Consider the following 16580-nt stretch of genomic DNA (forward strand, 5'->3'; position numbering starts at 1 on the left):
CCGAGATCAGCCCTTGTCCTTCTTGGCGTGGTCGGGAATTCCCGACGGAGCCGGCGCCGGTGCGGGCTGCGTGTCCCAGCGGTGGCATCCGGTGCCGATGCTGATCACCGTGTTGGCCGAGCTCCCGACGACGTACCGCCCGCCGTTGGGGTCCTCACCGTAGATCTCCCAGTCGTCGGGCCGGTCGACGATCGTGCCGACCTCGTCGAAGCCGTGCGCGCGTCCGACCTTCCACACCGCCTCCATGATCGCGTCGCGATCGTCACCGGTCAGCGGCCCCTTCCGGGTGTAGTTCGGCAGGTTGGCGCGCTCCCCGTCCGGGTCCTCGCCGTTACGGCACCCGCTGCGCGACAGCTCCTTGATCGACGACGAATTCCCCCAGGCACCGGCGCCGGCGATCGCATCGACCGCGGCCACCATCTCGGTGCGCATCTGCGTGTAGTCGTCGATGACCGTCTCCATGGACGGTCGATCCGCCGTGTTCTTCATCGTCGAGTCCTCGTCCTCTCCGCATGCCGTCAACAACCAACCGGCCAGCAGCAGGAGGATCAGGACGCCACGGTGTCGTCGCTGTCTGCCCACGCCGAGCTCCTCGCCGCTGTCGGCGGACCCCCCGATGGGCCCCGATTGCCCGTCACTCTAACCACCGGGACGGCGACCAGCCAGCCCTCGAACCAGGTGGCCGGCGCGGAGCCCGGGCTACGCTGCCAAGCATGACCGTCATCAAGATCAACGCCATCACCGTCCCCGCCGGATCCGGCGACGAGCTCGCCCATCGCTTCGCTGCTCGGGCAGGTGCCGTCGACGGCGCGCAGGGGTTCGAGGGCTTCGAGCTGCTCAAGCCCACTGACGAACGTACGCAGTGGCTCGTGCTGACGCGCTGGGCCAGCGAGGACGACTTCCAGGCCTGGATCAGCTCGCCGTCGTTCGCCGAGGGCCACCGGACCGCAGCCGAGCGGGCCGGCGGCGACGCCCCCAAGCCGGTCTCGACCCACAGCGAGGTCTGGAGCTACGAGGTCGCCGGCGGCTCCGAGGGCTGACCCTCGCGGATGGGGGGCTGATTTGTCGGTGGGGGCGGTCATTGTTCTTGCATGGACGTCTTCCCCCTCCTTCTCACCGCCCTCCTCGCGCTGGTGGCCGGGCTTGCGATCGGTTATCTGCTCGGTGGCCGGCGCGCGCCGAGTGCCTCGGCCCACGACCTGAGCCTGTCCACGGCCGCCACCGCGCAGGCCGTCGAGCCGGTCAAGGAGAGCCTTGATCGCTTCGGCGAGCGGCTGCGCCAGCTCGAGGCGAGCCGCATCGAGTGGCACACCCAGCTGCGCGAGCAGGTCGACGCCGTCCGCCTGACCAGCGACTCGCTGCGCAAGGAGACCGCGTCGCTCGCCACCGCGCTGCGCCGACCGCAGGTGCGCGGCCGCTGGGGCGAGATGCACCTCAAGCGCACCGCCGAGCTCGCGGGCATGCTCGAGCGCTGCGACTTCGACCTGCAGGTCAGCGTGAGCGACGGCGACTCGATCCTGCGCCCCGACATGGTCGTACGCCTCGCCGGCGGCAAGCGCGTCGTGGTCGACTCCAAGGTCCCGCTCGACGCCTATCTCGACGCCGTCCAGTCCGAGACCGACGAGGAGAGCGCCGCTCAGCTACGCCGTCACGTCCGGCAGGTGCGCACCCACATCGACCAGCTCGCGGCCAAGTCCTACTGGTCACAGTTCGACCAGGCCCCCGAGTTCGTCGTGCTGTTCGTGCCCGGGGAGTCGATCCTGTCCGCGGCGCTCGAGGCCGAGCCGACCCTGCTCGAGTACGCCTCGGCGAAGAAGGTCGTCCTCGCGACGCCCACGACGCTCATCGCGCTGCTGCGCACCGTGGCGTACGCGTGGACGCAGGAGCAGCTCGCAGCCAATGCCCGGGAAATCCAGACGATCGCCCGCGAGATGTACGAGCGCATCGGCACGGTCGCCGGCCACGTCGACAAGCTCGGCCGCTCGCTGGAGTCGACGGTCCGGTCGTACAACGACGCGGTGAGCTCGATCGAGTCGCGCTTCCTCGTCACGGCCCGGCGTTTCAACGCGTTGCACGTGTCCACCACGCCCGTCGAGTCCCCCAGGCTCGTTGAGTCGACACCCCGTTCATTGACCGCTCCTGAGCTGGTCGATGAACTAACGTCTTAGCCATGACGCAGGCGGTGTCCCGCACACCAGCACGTGTGGCCCGGTACGACTTGAGTGCCGGCCAGGTCCTCGTCGCGTCCTGCGTGGCGATGGCCGCGATCGTCCTGCTCGACCTGATGGACGGCCGGCTCGGCCCCCTCTACTCGGTGGGCTTCGTCCTGGTCGTCGTCACCGCGCCGCTCAGCGTGGACGTCCGGGGGTTGTTCCCGACCGGCGTCCTGCCTCCTGTGCTGCTGATCGCCAGCCTGCTCGCGGTCTGCCTGTTCGCCCCCGACGCGATCCAGGTCAACGGCATGGCCGAGGACGCCGGCACGATCGCGCGGCTCATCGCGGGCACGATCGACCACGGACTGACGCTCGTGATCGGCCACGGGCTGGCGCTGGTCCTGATCGCCCTGCGCATCATCGGCGCCCCCGAGCGCTGACCCCCCAGCCCAGATTTGCGGAGTCCTGCACGGAATCCGCGCGCGGAAACGTGCAGGACTCCGCAAATCTGGGCGGGAGGGACGGAGCGGTCAGCCCGTCGCCTCGTCGAGGAAGCACCAACGCCAGGCCTCACCGGGCTCGAAGCTGCGCATCACGGGGTGACCGGTCTGCTCGAAGTGGGCGGTGGCGTGCCCGTGCGAGGAGTCGCAGCACCCCACGTGGCCGCACCCCATGCAGAGCCGCAGGTGCACCCAGTCGAGGCCGTCACGCAGGCACTCCTCGCACCCCTGCGGAGTGACCGGGTCCGGCACCACGCACGCGACGGCCAGGTGCTCGCACGCCCCGTTCGGGTCGTACGTGGGACGCAGGTCGGTGTCGCGGTCCGCCGTCGTCTCGCCCTCGGACAGCCGGTCGAGGATCGACTCCTCGACGTCCAGCGCGTTCATGATGCGGGTCAGCACGGACTGGTCGACGGTGCCCAACGCACGGATCCGCAGCAGCTCCTGACGCTCGCGCCGCAGCATCTCGGCGCGCAGCCGGGAGTACTGCGCACTCGGCGTCTCGATGCCGCCCAGCCGCTCCCACACCGCGTTGGTGCGATCGGTAGCCCGCGAGCGCAGCCGGTCCATGACCGGCTCGGGCACCGTCCCCTCGACCTCCTTGTCGAGGTACTCCATGCCCGCGTCGGTCACCGCCTGGAAGATGGCCGCCTCCTGCAGGTGGTCCTCGTGCCGATCGGGCCCGGGCACCCTGAGCCGGCGCACCAGCCACGGGACGCTCAGCCCCTGGATCATCAGGGTGCCGACCGTGACGACGAACGCCATCAGCACCAGCACCTCGCGCTGCGGGGTGTCCTCGGGCAGCAGGAACACCGCAGCGAGCGTCACCACGCCGCGCATGCCGGTCCATGCCACGAGGAACGCCGACTGCGGCGTGGGCCGCTGCTCGTTCTCGGCCACGCTGGGGATGAGCCGGGGCAGGTACGTCGCGGGGAACACCCAGACCATCCGCACCACGATCACCGTGACCAGCACCGCGATGCACGACAGCGTGATCCGGGTGGCGGACAGGTCGGAGCCGCGGGCGTCGTCGACGATCGTGCGGATCTGCAGGCCGATCAGCAAGAAGACCGAGTTCTCCAGGACGTACGAGATCGTGGCCCAGTTGGTCCGCTCGAACAGCCGCGAAGCGCCGGACTGGATGATCGGCGACTTGTGACCGAGGATGATGCCCGCGACGACGACCGCGAGCACGCCCGACGGCTGGGAGTCGAGACCGGGGACGTGGATCTCCTCGGCCGGCAGGTACGCGATCCAGGGAGTCAGCAGCGACACCGCCACGTCGGTGACCTCGTCCTGGATGTGGCGGCGGATGCGGCCCACGACCATGGCCACCGCGAGACCGATCGCCACCCCGCCGACCGCCGAGACCACGAAGCCCGCACCCACTTGCCAGGCGCTGACCGACCCCGAGATCGCCGCGATCGACGTGCGCAGCGTGACGATCGCGGTCGCGTCGTTGACCAGGCTCTCGCCCTCGAGGATCGTCACGACCCGTCGCGGCAGTCCGATCCGGCGCGCGATCGCGGTCGCGGCCACGGCGTCCGGCGGCGCCACGACCGCCCCCAGCGCGAATCCCGCCGCCAACGGGATGTGGAGCAGCGCCGAGACCAGGAATCCGACGACGACCGTCGTGAAGAGCACCAGGCCGACGCTGAGCAGCGCGATGGGTCTAAGATTGGCCTCGAAGTCGATCAGCGACGTCCGGATGGCCGCGGCGTACAGCAACGGCGGGAGCAGGCCCACCAGCACGATCTCCGGCGTGAGCCGATAGTCCGGGAACACCGAGATGTACGAGCCCGCGATGCCGACCACGATCAAGACCAAGGGGGCGGACAGTCCGTACTTGCCGGCGAGCGCGCTCACCGCGACGACGGTGGCCAGCAATGTTACGAGGGTGAAGGCAGTGTCCACCTCGACATTGTCTCAGCCGGCAACGATCTCCGCGGGCTCGCGCGGTCGGCCCGGCAGTCGTACGGTGTGAGGACGTCACCACTTCCGGGGGGAAGCCAGCCATGACCGTTCTCGTACGTCGTAGCCGTCCGATCGTCGCCGTCGCCGCTGCCGCGGCCGTGGGGGCCGCCCTGGTGGGCGTCGCCCCGCAGGACGCCGGCGCGACACCGTCCGCGCCCTCGTCGGGCGCCACCGCGTACGGCCGAGGGGGCGCCGTCAGCTCGGTCGACGCCAATGCCAGCCGCATCGGTGTCGAGGTGCTGCGCAAGGGCGGCAACGCCGCCGACGCCGCCGTCGCGATGGCATCCGCGCTCGGCGTCGCCGAGCCGTACAGCGCGGGCATCGGCGGAGGCGGCTACTTCGTCTACTACGACGCCAAGCGCAAGAAGGTCAGCACGATCGACGGGCGCGAGACCGCACCGGCGGGCATCAAGCCCGACGCGTTCGTCGACCCCGCGACGGGCAAGCCCTACACGTTCACGCCCGACCTCGTGTCGTCCGGCGTGGCCGTCGGCGTCCCCGGGACGGTCGCGACGTGGAAGTCCGCCCTCGACCGCTTCGGCACCCGCTCCCTCGCCCGCACGCTGGCGCCCTCGATCGAGCTCGCTCGCAAGGGCTTCGTCGTCGACGACACCTTCCGCAACCAGACCCTGGACAACAAGACCCGGTTCGCGGCCTTCCCCGACACGGCCGAGCTGTTCCTGCCCGGCGGGGACGCGCCAAAGGTCGGCACCCGGTTCCGCAACCCCGACCTGGCCCGCACGCTGTCCCGCATCGCGAGCCGGGGACCCGACGCGTTCTACCGGGGCACGCTGGCCGCCGAGATCGCGGACGTCGTGCGGCACCCGCGCAAGGACCCCGCCTCCGCACTGCCCGCACCCGCCGGCTCGATGACGACCCGGGACCTCGCGACGTACCGGGTCAGGAAGCAGGACCCGACCAAGGTCTCCTACCGCGGCCTGTCGGTCTACGGCATGGCGCCGTCCTCGTCGGGCGGCACCTCGGTGGGCGAGGCGCTCAACATCCTGGAGAACCACCGCCTCGGTGGAGGGACGCGCACCGCCCGCAGCCTGCACCTGTATCTCGAGGCGTCCGCGCGGGCGTTCGCCGACCGCAACGCGTACGTCGGAGATCCAGCGTTCGTCGACGTGCCGACCCGGACGCTGCTGAGCCAGCGCTTCGCCGACTCGCGCGACTGCACGATCGACCCGACCCAGGCCGCGCCGAAGCCGGTCGCGGCGGGCTCGCTGGACGGCAGGGGCTGCGCGACGCGGGCGGCCGCGGAGAAGCCCGACACCGAGAACGTCTCGACCACCCACCTGTCGGTCGTGGACCGCTGGGGCAATGCGGCGGCCTACACGCTCACAATCGAGCAGACCGGTGGCTCGGCGATGACGGTGCCGGGGCGCGGCTTCCTGCTCAACAACGAGCTGACCGACTTCACCGCGGCGTACGACCCGAAGGACCCCAACCGCATCGCCCCCGGCAAGCGTCCGCGCTCCTCGATGGCGCCGACGATCGTGCTCAAGGACGGCAAGGTGAAGTACGTCGTCGGCTCACCCGGCGGCGCCACGATCATCACCACAGTCCTGCAGATCCTGCTCAACCGGATCGACCTGGGCATGACCCTGCCCCAGGCCGTCGCGGCCCCGCGTGCGTCCCAGCGCAACGCCGCCACGACCCCCGCCGAGCCGGAGTTCATCGCGGCCTACGAGGACGCGCTCGCACCGTACGGGCAGCGGCTCGTGCCGTCGGGCGACCAGTTCACGTCCGCTGCGGAGATCGGCGCCGCGGCGACGATCGAGGTGGACAGGAGCGGCCGTTTCATCGCGGCCGCCGAGCCCAAGCGCCGAGGCGGCGGCAGCGCCCAGGTCGTACGCCCCGGGCGGTAGGTAGCCCCAGTCCCAGCCCCAGCCCGCCCCCAGCCCAAATTTGCGGGGTTCTGCACTGTTTTCGCCCGCGAAAGCGTGCAGGACTCCGCAAATCTGGGCTGGGGGGCTGGTGGGCTGGCTACTTGTAGGGGACGCCTGCGGCCCTCATGTCCTTGCGGAGCTCGGGCGGCAGGGCGAAGATCAGGCTCTCGTCGGCGGTGCGCACGGCGTCGGCGTCCGGGTGGCCGTGATCGGCGAGATAGCCCAGCACCTCCTGCACGAGATCGTCCGGCACGGACGCTCCCGAGGTCACGCCGACCGTCTGGACGCCGTCGAGCCAGGCCTCGTCGATCTCGGAGATGTCGTCGATGCGGTAGGACGCCTTCGCACCGGCCTCCAGCGCGACCTCGACGAGACGCACCGAGTTGGAGGAGTTGGCCGAGCCGACCACGATCACCAGATCGGCGTTCTTGGCGATCTCCTTGACCGCGACCTGCCGGTTCTGCGTGGCGTAGCAGATGTCGTCGGACGGCGGATCCTCCAGCTGCGGGAACTTCGCGCGCAGCCGGCTGACCGTCTCCATCGTCTCGTCGACGCTGAGAGTGGTCTGCGAGAGCCACGACAGGCGGGTGCCGGGCGGGAACTCGATGTGGTCGACGTCGTCGGGGGTCTGCACGAGCGTGATGTGCTCGGGAGCCTCGCCCGCGGTGCCCTCGACCTCCTCGTGACCCTCGTGGCCGATCAGCAGGATCTGGTAGCCGTCGCTCGCGAACCGCCTGGCCTCGTGGTGCACCTTGGTGACCAGCGGGCAGGTCGCGTCGATCGTCTTGAGCTGACGCTCGGCCGCCTCGGCGTGGACCATGGGCGAGACGCCGTGCGCGGAGAACACGACCGTGGCTCCCTCGGGCACCTCGTCGAGCTCCTCGACGAAGATCGCGCCACGGGCCGCGAGGTTGTTGACCACGTGCTTGTTGTGCACGATCTGCTTGCGCACGTAGACCGGCGCACCGTAGAGGTCCAGTGCCTTCTCGACCGTGATGACCGCGCGATCGACGCCCGCGCAGTAGCCACGGGGATCGGCGAGCAGCACGCTGCCACCGACCGGGGGCATGCCAAGGGAGACCTGGGAAGACATGCCTTCATCCTAGGTGACACGCAATGCGCCCGGGCCCGACGCGATGGTCCTCACACCTCATTCGGGGCGCACGAGGTTGATTCGGCCTGTAATGTCGGTCCGGTTGCCTCCACCGGGGCGGCACTGCGTACGCGCCGAGGCCCGTCACGTCCGCAGGAGTCAACACACGAGACGGGCATGGAAGACCCAGCACGACGGCTCCCACCGGAGCCTTGGGGTTAATCGGTATCGATCCGACAGGCATCCTTCGCGCCTGAACCCGACAGGTCATCTTTCACAGGCGTGCACGAAGGAACCCCTATGCGCACGTACACACGTGTCCTCGCGACCCTGTTCACCGCCCTCGTCGTCGTCCTGACCGGCCTGACGGGCACCGCAAACGCCAAGACCACCACCACGACCCGCGCAGACACCGTCCTCAAGCAGGCGGCCAAGCTCAAGGGCAAGCCCTACAAGTGGGGCGGCGCCGGCCCCCGCGCCTTCGACTGCTCGGGCTACGTCCAGTACGTCTACAAGAAGGCCGGCAAGAAGATCGGCCGCACGTCCGGCGCCCAGCTCAAGGGCAAGCGGATCGCCAAGGGCAAGAAGAAGCCCGGCGACATCCTCGTGTTCCGCCGCGGCGGCAGCGCGTACCACTCGGCCATCTACGCCGGCGGCGGCAAGATGTGGGAGGCCCAGCGCACCGGCGTCCCGGTCGGCAAGCACAAGATCTGGTCGCAGGGCTACGTCGTGGTCCGCCCCGGCGGCGGTCTCAAGATGACCAGCACCAACAAGGCCGTCAAGACGACCATCGCCGGCACGCACGGCTAGTCCGACCCCACCTCTAGGGTGATCGCATGGCCCTGGAGACGAGCGCGGAGACCCCTGCACCGCTGCGGCAGATCTCCCAGCTCCTGGCCGGCTACGTCGACCGCCTGGGCGCCGTGTGGATCGAGGCCGAGATCGCCTCGCTCACACGGCGCCAGGGGATGTGCTTCCTGACGCTGCGCGACCTGCAGGCCAAGGTCTCGATCGAGGCCAAGTGCCACGCGAGCGTGCTCGATGCCTCGCACGCCCCCATCACCGAGGGCTCGCGCGTCGTCGTGCACGCCAAGCCGAGCTTCTACGCCCCGCGCGGCAGCCTCGCCCTCGAGCTGCGGGAGATCCGGCCCCAGGGCGAGGGCGAGCTGCTGGCCCAGCTCGAACGTCGCAAGCAGCTGCTCGCGGCCGAGGGACTGTTCGACCCGCGGCTCAAGAAGCCCCTGCCGGTCCTGCCGCGCGGCATCGGCCTGATCACGGGCAAGAACTCCGCCGCCGAGCGCGACGTCCTGCAGAACGCCCAGCTGCGCTGGGCCGACGTGCGCTTCGTGGTCCGGCACGCCCTGATGCAGGGCAACGACTCGGCGCGCGACGTGATGCGGGCGCTGGCCGAGCTGTCGGCGGACGCCTCGGTCGACCTGATCGTGATCGCCCGCGGTGGCGGCTCGATCGAGGATCTCCTCCCGTTCTCGGACGAGGGGCTGATCCGGGCCGTCCACGCCTGCACGGTCCCCGTCGTCAGCGCGATCGGCCACGAGCCGGACACCCCGATCCTCGACCTGGTCGCCGACCTGCGGGCGTCCACGCCGACCGACGCCGCCAAGCGCATCGTGCCCGACGTCCGCGAAGAGCTCGCCGGGGTCGCGGCCATGCGCGAGCGGGCGCTGCTGGCCGTACGCTCGCGGGTCGATCGCGAGCAGCGCGGCCTGGCGGATCTGCGCTCGCGCCCCGTCCTCGCCCGTCCCGCGACGCTCGTCGAGGCCGAGGAGGTCCGGCTCCACGACGTCCGTGACCGCGCCCGTCGCTCACTCGGGCACCGCCTGGACCGTGCCGGCGACGAGATCGGCCACCACCTGGCCCGGGTGCGAGGGCTGTCCCCGCTCGCCACCCTCCAGCGGGGCTACGCGGTGGCGCAGCTCGCCGACGGCGCGGTGATCACGTCGATCGAGCAGGTCCCCGACGGCACCGAGCTCACGGTCCGTGTCGCCGACGGCACGATCCGCGCCCGCACCGTGGCCGCACTGCCCGCCCATCCTGCCGACATCCCCCTGCCCCCAGAGGAGCCCGACGATGACTGAGACCACTCCGGAGATCCCCTACGAGCAGGCTCGCGACGAGCTGATCGCCGTCGTGCAGCGGCTCGAGGCCGGCGGCACGAGCCTGGACGAGTCACTTGCCCTGTGGGAGCGCGGCGAGCAGCTCGCGGCGATCTGCCAGACCTGGCTCGACGGCGCGAAGGCCCGGCTGGCGGCCGCCTCGCGCTCGGGCGATCAGGACGTCGACAGCGAGGAGATGTAGCGCTCGACGACCTTGCGCGAGGCCGAGCTGTTGACCAGAGTCGTCACGCCGTCCTCGGCGCGGACGTAGATCCACCGGCCCTTGGGGCCCGAGCGGACCGACCACTCCTGCCCGTCGACCTCGGCCTTGCCCGCGGGCTTGCTGCCCTCGGCGAAACGGTCGACCGCACGATCGGCACTGACCTTGATCTGCTCCAAGCCGATGTAGTCGCCGGAGTCGGTGAAGACGCCGAGGTGCCACGCCTCCGGGTCGAAGCGGGCGGTCCTGGCCTCCCAGCCGCGCGGCAGCGACGTGGGCGCGAGCAGCGGGAAGGACGCGACCGGGCGGGCCTGCTCGACGACCTTGGCGTAGTCGATCGGGTCGATCGTCTTCGCGGTGTCGTTGGTGAACAGGATCTTGCCGAACGCCCAGAGCGCCAGCACGATGAGTCCGAGCACTGCGACGGAGCGCAGGATGTCACCCATTGCGGGATTGCCCCGGGAGGAACCGGTCGAGCTCATCGGCATCCTTTCGCGACGTCGGCGCGTCCACCCTACGGGGCCGGTCCACCTCGTCGTCCACGGACTGCACACGCGACTGCCCCACGGCCCGGGCCCGCTACGATGACCCCGTGGACAGCCTCAAGCCCGCCGCCCAGGCGCCTGACCGTAACCTCGCCCTCGACCTGGTCCGCGTGACCGAGGCAGGAGCGATGGCCGCCGGCCGGTGGGTCGGCCGTGGTGACAAGAACGGCGCCGACGGCGTCGCGGTCAACGCGATGCGCTCGCTCATCAACACCGTGCAGATGAGCGGTGTCGTCGTGATCGGCGAGGGCGAGAAGGACGAGGCCCCCATGCTGTTCAACGGCGAGGAGGTCGGTGACGGCACCGGTCCGGCGTGCGATGTCGCGGTCGACCCCATCGACGGCACGACCCTGACCGCCAAGAGCCTGCCCAACGCCGTGTCGGTCATGGCCGTCGCACCGCGCGGCTCGATGTACGACCCGTCCGCCGTGTTCTACATGGAGAAGCTCATCGCCGGCCCTGAGGCCGCCGACGTCGTCGACATCCGCCTGCCCGTCGCCGAGAACATCGCCCTGGTCGCCAAGGCCAAGGGCATCTCCCACAGCGACGTCACGGTCTGCGTCCTCGACCGTCCCCGCCACCAGGGCCTGGTCGACGAGATCCGCGCCGCGGGCGCCCGCATCAAGTTCATCATCGACGGCGACGTCGCCGGCGGCATCACCGCCGCGCGTCCCGACACCGGGGTCGACCTGCTGGTCGGCGTCGGCGGCACGCCCGAGGGCATCATCACGGCGTGCGCGATCAAGGCGATCGGCGGCACGATCCAGGGCAAGCTGTGGCCCATCGACGACGACGAGCGCCAGCGCGCGATCGACGCCGGCCACGACCTCGACCGGGTGCTGCACACCAATGACCTCGTCACCGCCGACGACTGCTTCTTCGTCGCGACCGGCATCACGGACGGCGAGCTCATGAACGGCGTCCGCTACGGCGCCGGCAAGGCGTACACCGAGTCACTGGTCATGCGCTCGCGCAGCGGCACGATCCGCAAGATCACGAGCGAGCACCAGCTGGGCAAGCTCCAGGCCTACTCGGCCATCGACTACGAACACTGATATGTCACCGTGGTGAGATGACGCGGTCCGGAGAGCTCTTCGCCTCACTGCCCTCGGGCATCGACATCTGCTTCGAGACGTTCGGCAGCCCGGACGACCCCGCGGTCCTGCTCATCATGGGCCTCGGCGGGCCGATGGGGTGGTGGTCGGTCCCGTTCTGCGAGCAGCTGGCCGAGCGCGGCTTCTTCGTGATCCGCTACGACAACCGCGACACCGGCCGGTCCACCAAGCTGCGCCAGCACCCGGTCAGCCGCGCCGACATCGTCCGCGCCTTCGCCAACCTGCCGGGTGCCGCGGGGGTCACGCCTCCGTACACCCTGAGCGACATGGCCGACGACGGCATCGGCGTGCTCGACCACCTCGGCATCGACCGGGCCCACCTGGTCGGCGTGTCGATGGGCGGCATGATCGCGCAGACGATCGCGATCGAGCACCCCGAGCGCGCCTTGTCGCTGGTCTCGATCATGTCGACGACCGGAAAGCGCACGGTCGGCCTCCAGCACCCCAAGGTGCTGCCGGTCCTGCTCTCCTCCCCCGGGCGGACCCGCGACTCGTACGCCGCAAGGTCCGTCAGGGGCTCGAAGGTCATCGGCTCCCCCGGGTTCCCGTCCGACGAGCAGACCGATCTCGAGCGCGCCTACGAGACGTACGACCGGGGGTGGTCGGCGAGCGGGGTCCGCCGCCAGATGCTCGCGGTGCTGACCCAGCCCGACCGCACCCGGGCCCTGGGGCGGCTCGATCTCCCGGTCGCGGTGATCCACGGCCTGAACGATCCCCTCGTGCACCGCTCCGGCGGCAAGGCGACGGCCGACGCGATCCCGAACGCGGAGCACATCGAGATCGCCGGAATGGCGCACGACCTGCCGGCCCAGCTCTACTCGACGTACATCGAGACGATCGCCCGCACCGCCGCGAGGGCGTCGGGCACCGAGGAGGCGCGATGAGGCACAACCCGGCGTACGCCACCGACGACGAGCAGGTCGTGCGGCGGATCATCGCCGAGAACCCGTGGGGCATGATCGTCAGCCACCACGACGGCGACCTGGTGGCCTCGCACTACCCGATGCTGCTCGACGAGGACGCCGACGGCCTCACGATCGTCACCCACGTGGGTCGTCCCGACGAGCAGCTCCACGGCCTCGGCGAGAGCGAGGTGCTGCTGGTCTTCCAGGGGCCGCACGGCTACATCTCCCCCAGCTGGTACGCGCCCGCGGCGGGCCGGATCCCGACGTGGGACTTCAGCACGGTGCACTGCCACGGCACGCCCCAGGTGCTCGGCGAGGAGGAGAACCTCGCCGTCCTGACCCAGCTCACCGCGCACTTCGAGCAGCACGTCGAGCACCCCGCGTGGCTCGACCAGGAGCTGGGTGCCCGCGCCGCCAAGGGAACGGTCGGGCTGCGGATCCCGGTCGACCGCTTCACCGCGAAGGTCAAGATGAGCCAGGACAAGGACCCGGCCACGGTGCAGTCCGTGATCGATCACCTGCGCGCACCCGGCCCGTACCACCAGCCCTACCTGGCGGACGAGATCGAACGTGCCCGGACCGAGCACGTCGGTTCCGCATCTGCGGATCACGAAGGCTGAGCACCTCCGCACCTGATCCCCTAAGGTGAGGATCATGGCGCACATACGGATCTCGGACGCTGCCCGGTTCCTCGGTGTCAGCGACGACACCGTGCGGCGGTGGGTCAGCAGCGGAGCGCTGACGTCCGTCCCCGATGCGGGCGGCCGCATGGCCATCGAGGGCAAGGAGCTCGCGGCGTTCGCGCAGGACCAGGCCCGCTCGATGGCCGATCCGTCCGGCACCGCGAGCTCGGCCCGCAACCGGTTCGTCGGCCTCGTGACGGCGGTCAAGGCCGACACCGTGATGGCGCAGGTCGAGATGCAGTGCGGCCCGTTCCGCGTGGTGTCGCTCATGAGCAGCGAGGCCGTCGACGAGCTCGGCCTCGAGGCCGGGTCGGTCGCCGTGGCCGTCATCAAGTCGACCAACGTCATCATCGAGTCGCCCGGGACGTCCGCATGAAGTGGCCGGCGGCTGTCGCCCTGCTGCTCGCGAGCCTGACGGCGTGCGGCTCCTCCTCCGAGGACGCGGCGGGCGACCGCACGCTGACGGTGTTCGCGGCGGCGTCCCTCAAGGACTCGTTCAGCGAGATCGCCGAGCAGTTCGAGGCCGAGAACCCGGGCGTCACGGTGCGGCTCAGCTTCGCCGGCTCGGCCGATCTGGTGGCGCAGGTCGAGCAGGGTGCGCCTGCCGACGTGCTGGCCACCGCGGACGAGCGCACCATGCGCGGCGCCCAGGACGACGGCCTGGTCGAGGTGCTCGACTCGATCGGCTCCAACCGGCTCGAGATCGCGACACCGCCGGGCAACCCCGCGGGCATCCGCTCCCTCGCCGACCTCGCCGGTCGAGATGTCCAGGTCGTGCTGTGCGCGCCCGCGGTCCCCTGCGGAGCGGCGGCGCACCGCGTGGAGAAGATCGCAAGCATCGACATCGAGCCGGTCAGCGAGGAGCAGTCGGTGACCGACGTGCTCAGCAAGGTCGCCGCGGGCGAGGCCGACGCGGGCCTGGTCTACGTCACCGACGTCCAGACCGCGGGCGACTCCGTGGACGGAGTGCCATTCGCCGAGTCTGCCGAGGTCGTGAGCACCTATCCGATCGCGAGTCTGTCGCGCAGCGACGAGAGCGCCCTCGCGCAGAGCTTCGTCGACTTCGTCGCGACCGGACCGGGCCAGGACGTGCTGCGCGCCGCCGGGTTCGGTCCGCGCTGACATGGCCCTGACGTCTCAGCACTCCGGCGTCCCGCGGTGGGTGCTCGTGCCCGCCGCGGCCGGCGCACTGTTCATCGTCCTGCCGCTCGTGGCCCTCGCGACCCGGGTCGAGTGGGGCAGCTTCTTCTCGCTGATCGGCTCGGACTCGTCGCAGGCCGCGCTGTGGCTGAGCCTGCGCACGTCCGCCGCGAGCACCGTGCTGTGCCTCCTGCTGGGGGTGCCGATGGCGCTGGTGCTCGCGCGCACGACGTTCCGCGGGCAGGCGGTGCTGCGCTCGATCGTGCTGCTGCCACTGGTGCTGCCTCCGGTCGTGGGCGGCATCGCGCTGCTCTACACGTTCGGGCGCAAGGGGCTGCTCGGCGAGACCCTCGACGTCCTCGGCTGGCAGATCGCGTTCTCCACCACCGCGGTCGTGATCGCCCAGACCTTCGTGTCGCTGCCGTTCATGGTCGTCAGCCTGGAGGGCACGCTGCGCACCGCCGGACAGCAGTACGAGGTCGTCGCCGCGACCCTCGGCGCGCGGCCCACGACCGTGCTGCGGCGGGTCACCCTGCCGCTCGTGCTGCCGGGCCTGGCCGCAGGTGCGGTGCTGTCGTTCGCGCGGGCGCTGGGCGAGTTCGGGGCCACGATCACGTTCGCGGGCAGCCTCGAGGGCGTGACCCGCACCTTGCCGCTGGAGATCTACCTGCAGCGCGAGAGCGACCCGGACGCCGCCGTCGCCCTGTCGCTGCTGCTGGTCGTCGTGGCGGTGCTCGTGATCGGGCTCGTGCGCGGTGGACGGGGCGCGGCGACGTGAGCCTGCACCTCGATGCCGCCGTCGCGGCCCGCGACGTCCGCGTGAGCCTGGACGTCGCGAGCGGCGAGACCGTCGCGGTGCTCGGCCCCAACGGCTCCGGCAAGTCCACCCTCCTGGCCGCGATCGCCGGCATCCTGCGCCCCGACGAGGGCGCAGCAACACTGGGCGAGACCTGTCTGTTCGACGTCGCCGCGGGCACCTGGCGACCGCCCCACCTCCGCGGCACCGCGCTGCTGGCCCAGGACCCGCTGCTGTTCCCGCACCTCACGGTGCTCGACAACGTCGCGTTCGGACCGCGCAGCGTGGGCCGCTCGCGGTCGCAGGCGCGCACCCTCGCACGTACCTGGCTCGGCGAGGTCGACGCCTCCGACCTCGCGGACCGGCGCCCGGCCCAGCTGTCCGGAGGACAGGCCCAGCGCGTCGCGATCGCCCGGGCGCTCGCGGCCGAGCCGCGCCTGCTGCTGCTCGACGAGCCCATGGCCGCCCTCGACGTCACGGTCGTGCCGGCGATGCGTCAGGTGCTCAAGCGGGTGCTGGCCGGGCGCAGCGCCGTGATCGTCACGCACGACGTCCTCGACGCACTGCTGCTCGCGGACCGGGTGGTCGTCATGGAGGGCGGCCGCGTCGTGGAGTCCGGGCCGACGCGGGACGTGCTGACCCGCCCGCGCAGCACGTTCGCGGCCGGCATCGCGGGGCTCAACCTGGCCCGCGGCGTCGTCGAGCACGGCGGCGTGCGCACTCCCAGCGGACTGCTGGTCGCGGGCCTCCACGGCGACGACCCCGTGCCCGAGCGGGCCCCGGCGGTCGCGGTGTTCAGCCCCAGCGCGGTCGGCGTCCACCGGGAGGCACCCGGCGGCAGCCCCCGCAACGTGTTCGCGACCACGGTGCGCGAGCTCGAGCCGCACGGCTCCCAGGTGCGGGTGCGGACCGACGAGGTAAGCGCCGAGGTCACCGCCCCCGTCGTGGCCGAGCTCGACCTGGCGCCGGGGACGCCCGTGTTCCTCGCGGTCAAGGCCAGCGAGGTGTCGATCTACGCGGCCTGACCGATGACCTTCAGGCGCGGGTCAGGGTGGTGCGCATCGTGTAGTCCTTGACCGGCCCGGTGACGTCCCATCTGACGGTCCACCGGTCGGGGTCGACGACCTCGACGCGACCGACGTACGTGTCGGCGGCGCAGGGGTGGACGACCTCGTCGCCCGGCGCCCACGGGTGGAAGTCGCGGCCGTCCTCGAACGTCACGAACCACTCGCCGTCCCGCAGCTCGACGAACAGCACCCGGCTGACGGCCAGCACGAGCTCGCCGGTTCGCAGGCTGCCCTGCTCGCTCCAGCGGACCCGGCCGTCCGCGCCCAGCGCGAGCTCGGTCGTGCCCTCGACCGTCGACTGCTCGGCCTTCAGCCGGTCGTCGATCGTGCGGGACATGGTCCAGGCGCCGATGAGCGAGGTCGGGGCGGCGGGATGAGGCACG

19 protein-coding genes and 1 riboswitch are annotated in these 16580 nt (G+C 71.0%); of the genes, 14 read left to right on the forward strand and 5 right to left on the reverse strand.

From position 1 onward, the window contains the following. Positions 1-6: 6 nt before the first annotated feature. A complete protein-coding gene (locus GEV26_RS13185; protein ID WP_153653735.1) occupies positions 7-582 on the reverse strand; it encodes an LppA family lipoprotein in 576 nt (191 codons plus the stop codon). A gap of 131 nt (positions 583-713) precedes the next feature. Between GEV26_RS13185 and GEV26_RS13190 the strand changes: the two genes are divergently transcribed. Genes GEV26_RS13190 through GEV26_RS13200 form a run of 3 tightly spaced genes read left to right on the forward strand, consistent with a single transcriptional unit; the run spans position 714 to position 2593 of the window. Beyond that, on the forward strand, positions 714-1040 hold the full coding sequence (locus GEV26_RS13190; RefSeq protein ID WP_153653737.1) for an antibiotic biosynthesis monooxygenase family protein: 327 nt from the start codon (positions 714-716) through the stop codon (positions 1038-1040). Between the two features lie 51 nt (positions 1041-1091). Then, complete coding sequence (locus tag GEV26_RS13195) at positions 1092-2168, forward strand: DNA recombination protein RmuC (RefSeq protein ID WP_153653739.1); 1077 nt, start codon at positions 1092-1094, stop codon at positions 2166-2168. 2 nt (positions 2169-2170) lie between these two features. Continuing rightward, complete coding sequence (locus GEV26_RS13200) at positions 2171-2593, forward strand: DUF6542 domain-containing protein (RefSeq protein ID WP_153653741.1); 423 nt, start codon at positions 2171-2173, stop codon at positions 2591-2593. 90 nt (positions 2594-2683) lie between these two features. On the opposite strand, the gene GEV26_RS13205 is transcribed toward GEV26_RS13200, so the two are convergent. After that, complete coding sequence (locus tag GEV26_RS13205; protein WP_153653743.1) at positions 2684-4567, reverse strand: Na+/H+ antiporter; 1884 nt, start codon at positions 4565-4567, stop codon at positions 2684-2686. A 101-nt stretch (positions 4568-4668) separates the two neighbouring features. Between GEV26_RS13205 and ggt the strand changes: the two genes are divergently transcribed. Further along, the gene (gene ggt, locus GEV26_RS13210) at positions 4669-6498 is read left to right on the forward strand and encodes a gamma-glutamyltransferase (RefSeq protein ID WP_153653745.1); all 1830 of its coding nucleotides are present in this window, start codon (positions 4669-4671) and stop codon (positions 6496-6498) included. Between the two features lie 118 nt (positions 6499-6616). Here ggt and GEV26_RS13215 read toward each other — a convergent pair whose 3' ends face one another. Next, on the reverse strand, positions 6617-7612 hold the full coding sequence (locus GEV26_RS13215; RefSeq protein ID WP_153653747.1) for a 4-hydroxy-3-methylbut-2-enyl diphosphate reductase: 996 nt from the start codon (positions 7610-7612) through the stop codon (positions 6617-6619). 122 nt (positions 7613-7734) lie between these two features. Continuing rightward, positions 7735-7910: riboswitch (cyclic di-AMP (ydaO/yuaA leader) on the forward strand. 2 nt (positions 7911-7912) lie between these two features. On the opposite strand from GEV26_RS13215, the gene GEV26_RS13220 reads away from it, so the two are divergent. Genes GEV26_RS13220 through GEV26_RS13230 form a run of 3 tightly spaced genes read left to right on the forward strand, consistent with a single transcriptional unit; the run spans position 7913 to position 9928 of the window. Continuing rightward, entirely contained in the window at positions 7913-8422 is a 510-nt protein-coding gene (locus tag GEV26_RS13220) for a C40 family peptidase (RefSeq protein WP_153653749.1), read from the forward strand. A 26-nt stretch (positions 8423-8448) separates the two neighbouring features. Further along, positions 8449-9708 carry an exodeoxyribonuclease VII large subunit gene (gene xseA, locus GEV26_RS13225; protein ID WP_153653751.1) on the forward strand — a complete coding sequence of 420 codons (1260 nt, stop codon included), beginning with the start codon at positions 8449-8451 and terminating at the stop codon, positions 9706-9708. Continuing rightward, complete coding sequence (locus tag GEV26_RS13230) at positions 9701-9928, forward strand: exodeoxyribonuclease VII small subunit (protein ID WP_153653753.1); 228 nt, start codon at positions 9701-9703, stop codon at positions 9926-9928. The genes xseA and GEV26_RS13230 overlap by 8 nt, the downstream gene beginning before the upstream one ends. Here the strand turns inward: GEV26_RS13230 and GEV26_RS13235 are convergent. Further along, on the reverse strand, positions 9901-10428 hold the full coding sequence (locus tag GEV26_RS13235; protein ID WP_194839859.1) for a DUF4245 domain-containing protein: 528 nt from the start codon (positions 10426-10428) through the stop codon (positions 9901-9903). The genes GEV26_RS13230 and GEV26_RS13235 overlap by 28 nt on opposite strands. Before the next feature lie 110 nt (positions 10429-10538). Here GEV26_RS13235 and glpX point away from each other — a divergent pair, with 110 nt between their 5' ends. The 7 genes from glpX to GEV26_RS13270 are packed head-to-tail and all read left to right on the forward strand — an operon-like array spanning position 10539 to position 16155. Continuing rightward, positions 10539-11546, forward strand: a complete 1008-nt coding sequence (glpX, locus tag GEV26_RS13240; protein ID WP_153653757.1) for a class II fructose-bisphosphatase — start codon at positions 10539-10541, stop codon at positions 11544-11546. 17 nt (positions 11547-11563) lie between these two features. Next, the gene (locus GEV26_RS13245; RefSeq protein WP_153653759.1) at positions 11564-12490 is read left to right on the forward strand and encodes an alpha/beta fold hydrolase; all 927 of its coding nucleotides are present in this window, start codon (positions 11564-11566) and stop codon (positions 12488-12490) included. Further along, positions 12487-13131: an FMN-binding negative transcriptional regulator gene (locus GEV26_RS13250; RefSeq protein ID WP_153653761.1), complete on the forward strand. Its 645-nt coding sequence runs from the start codon at positions 12487-12489 to the stop codon at positions 13129-13131. The genes GEV26_RS13245 and GEV26_RS13250 overlap by 4 nt, the downstream gene beginning before the upstream one ends. Positions 13132-13165: 34 nt before the next feature. Further along, a complete protein-coding gene (locus tag GEV26_RS13255) occupies positions 13166-13570 on the forward strand; it encodes a TOBE domain-containing protein (protein WP_153653763.1) in 405 nt (134 codons plus the stop codon). Then, entirely contained in the window at positions 13567-14316 is a 750-nt protein-coding gene (modA, locus tag GEV26_RS13260) for a molybdate ABC transporter substrate-binding protein (protein ID WP_153653765.1), read from the forward strand. The genes GEV26_RS13255 and modA overlap by 4 nt, the downstream gene beginning before the upstream one ends. A gap of 1 nt (position 14317) precedes the next feature. Further along, positions 14318-15112 (forward strand): ABC transporter permease, encoded by a 795-nt coding sequence (locus tag GEV26_RS13265; RefSeq protein ID WP_153653766.1) that lies wholly within the window; start codon positions 14318-14320, stop codon positions 15110-15112. Then, positions 15109-16155: a sulfate/molybdate ABC transporter ATP-binding protein gene (locus tag GEV26_RS13270; protein ID WP_153653768.1), complete on the forward strand. Its 1047-nt coding sequence runs from the start codon at positions 15109-15111 to the stop codon at positions 16153-16155. Before GEV26_RS13265 ends, GEV26_RS13270 begins: the two co-directional genes overlap by 4 nt. Before the next feature lie 10 nt (positions 16156-16165). Here GEV26_RS13270 and GEV26_RS13275 read toward each other — a convergent pair whose 3' ends face one another. Continuing rightward, the gene (locus tag GEV26_RS13275) at positions 16166-16579 is read right to left on the reverse strand and encodes a DUF6314 family protein (RefSeq protein WP_153653770.1); all 414 of its coding nucleotides are present in this window, start codon (positions 16577-16579) and stop codon (positions 16166-16168) included. Position 16580: the final 1 nt, after the last annotated feature.

Source organism: Aeromicrobium yanjiei (assembly GCF_009649075.1).
Taxonomy (GTDB): Bacteria; Actinomycetota; Actinomycetes; order Propionibacteriales; family Nocardioidaceae; genus Aeromicrobium; species Aeromicrobium yanjiei.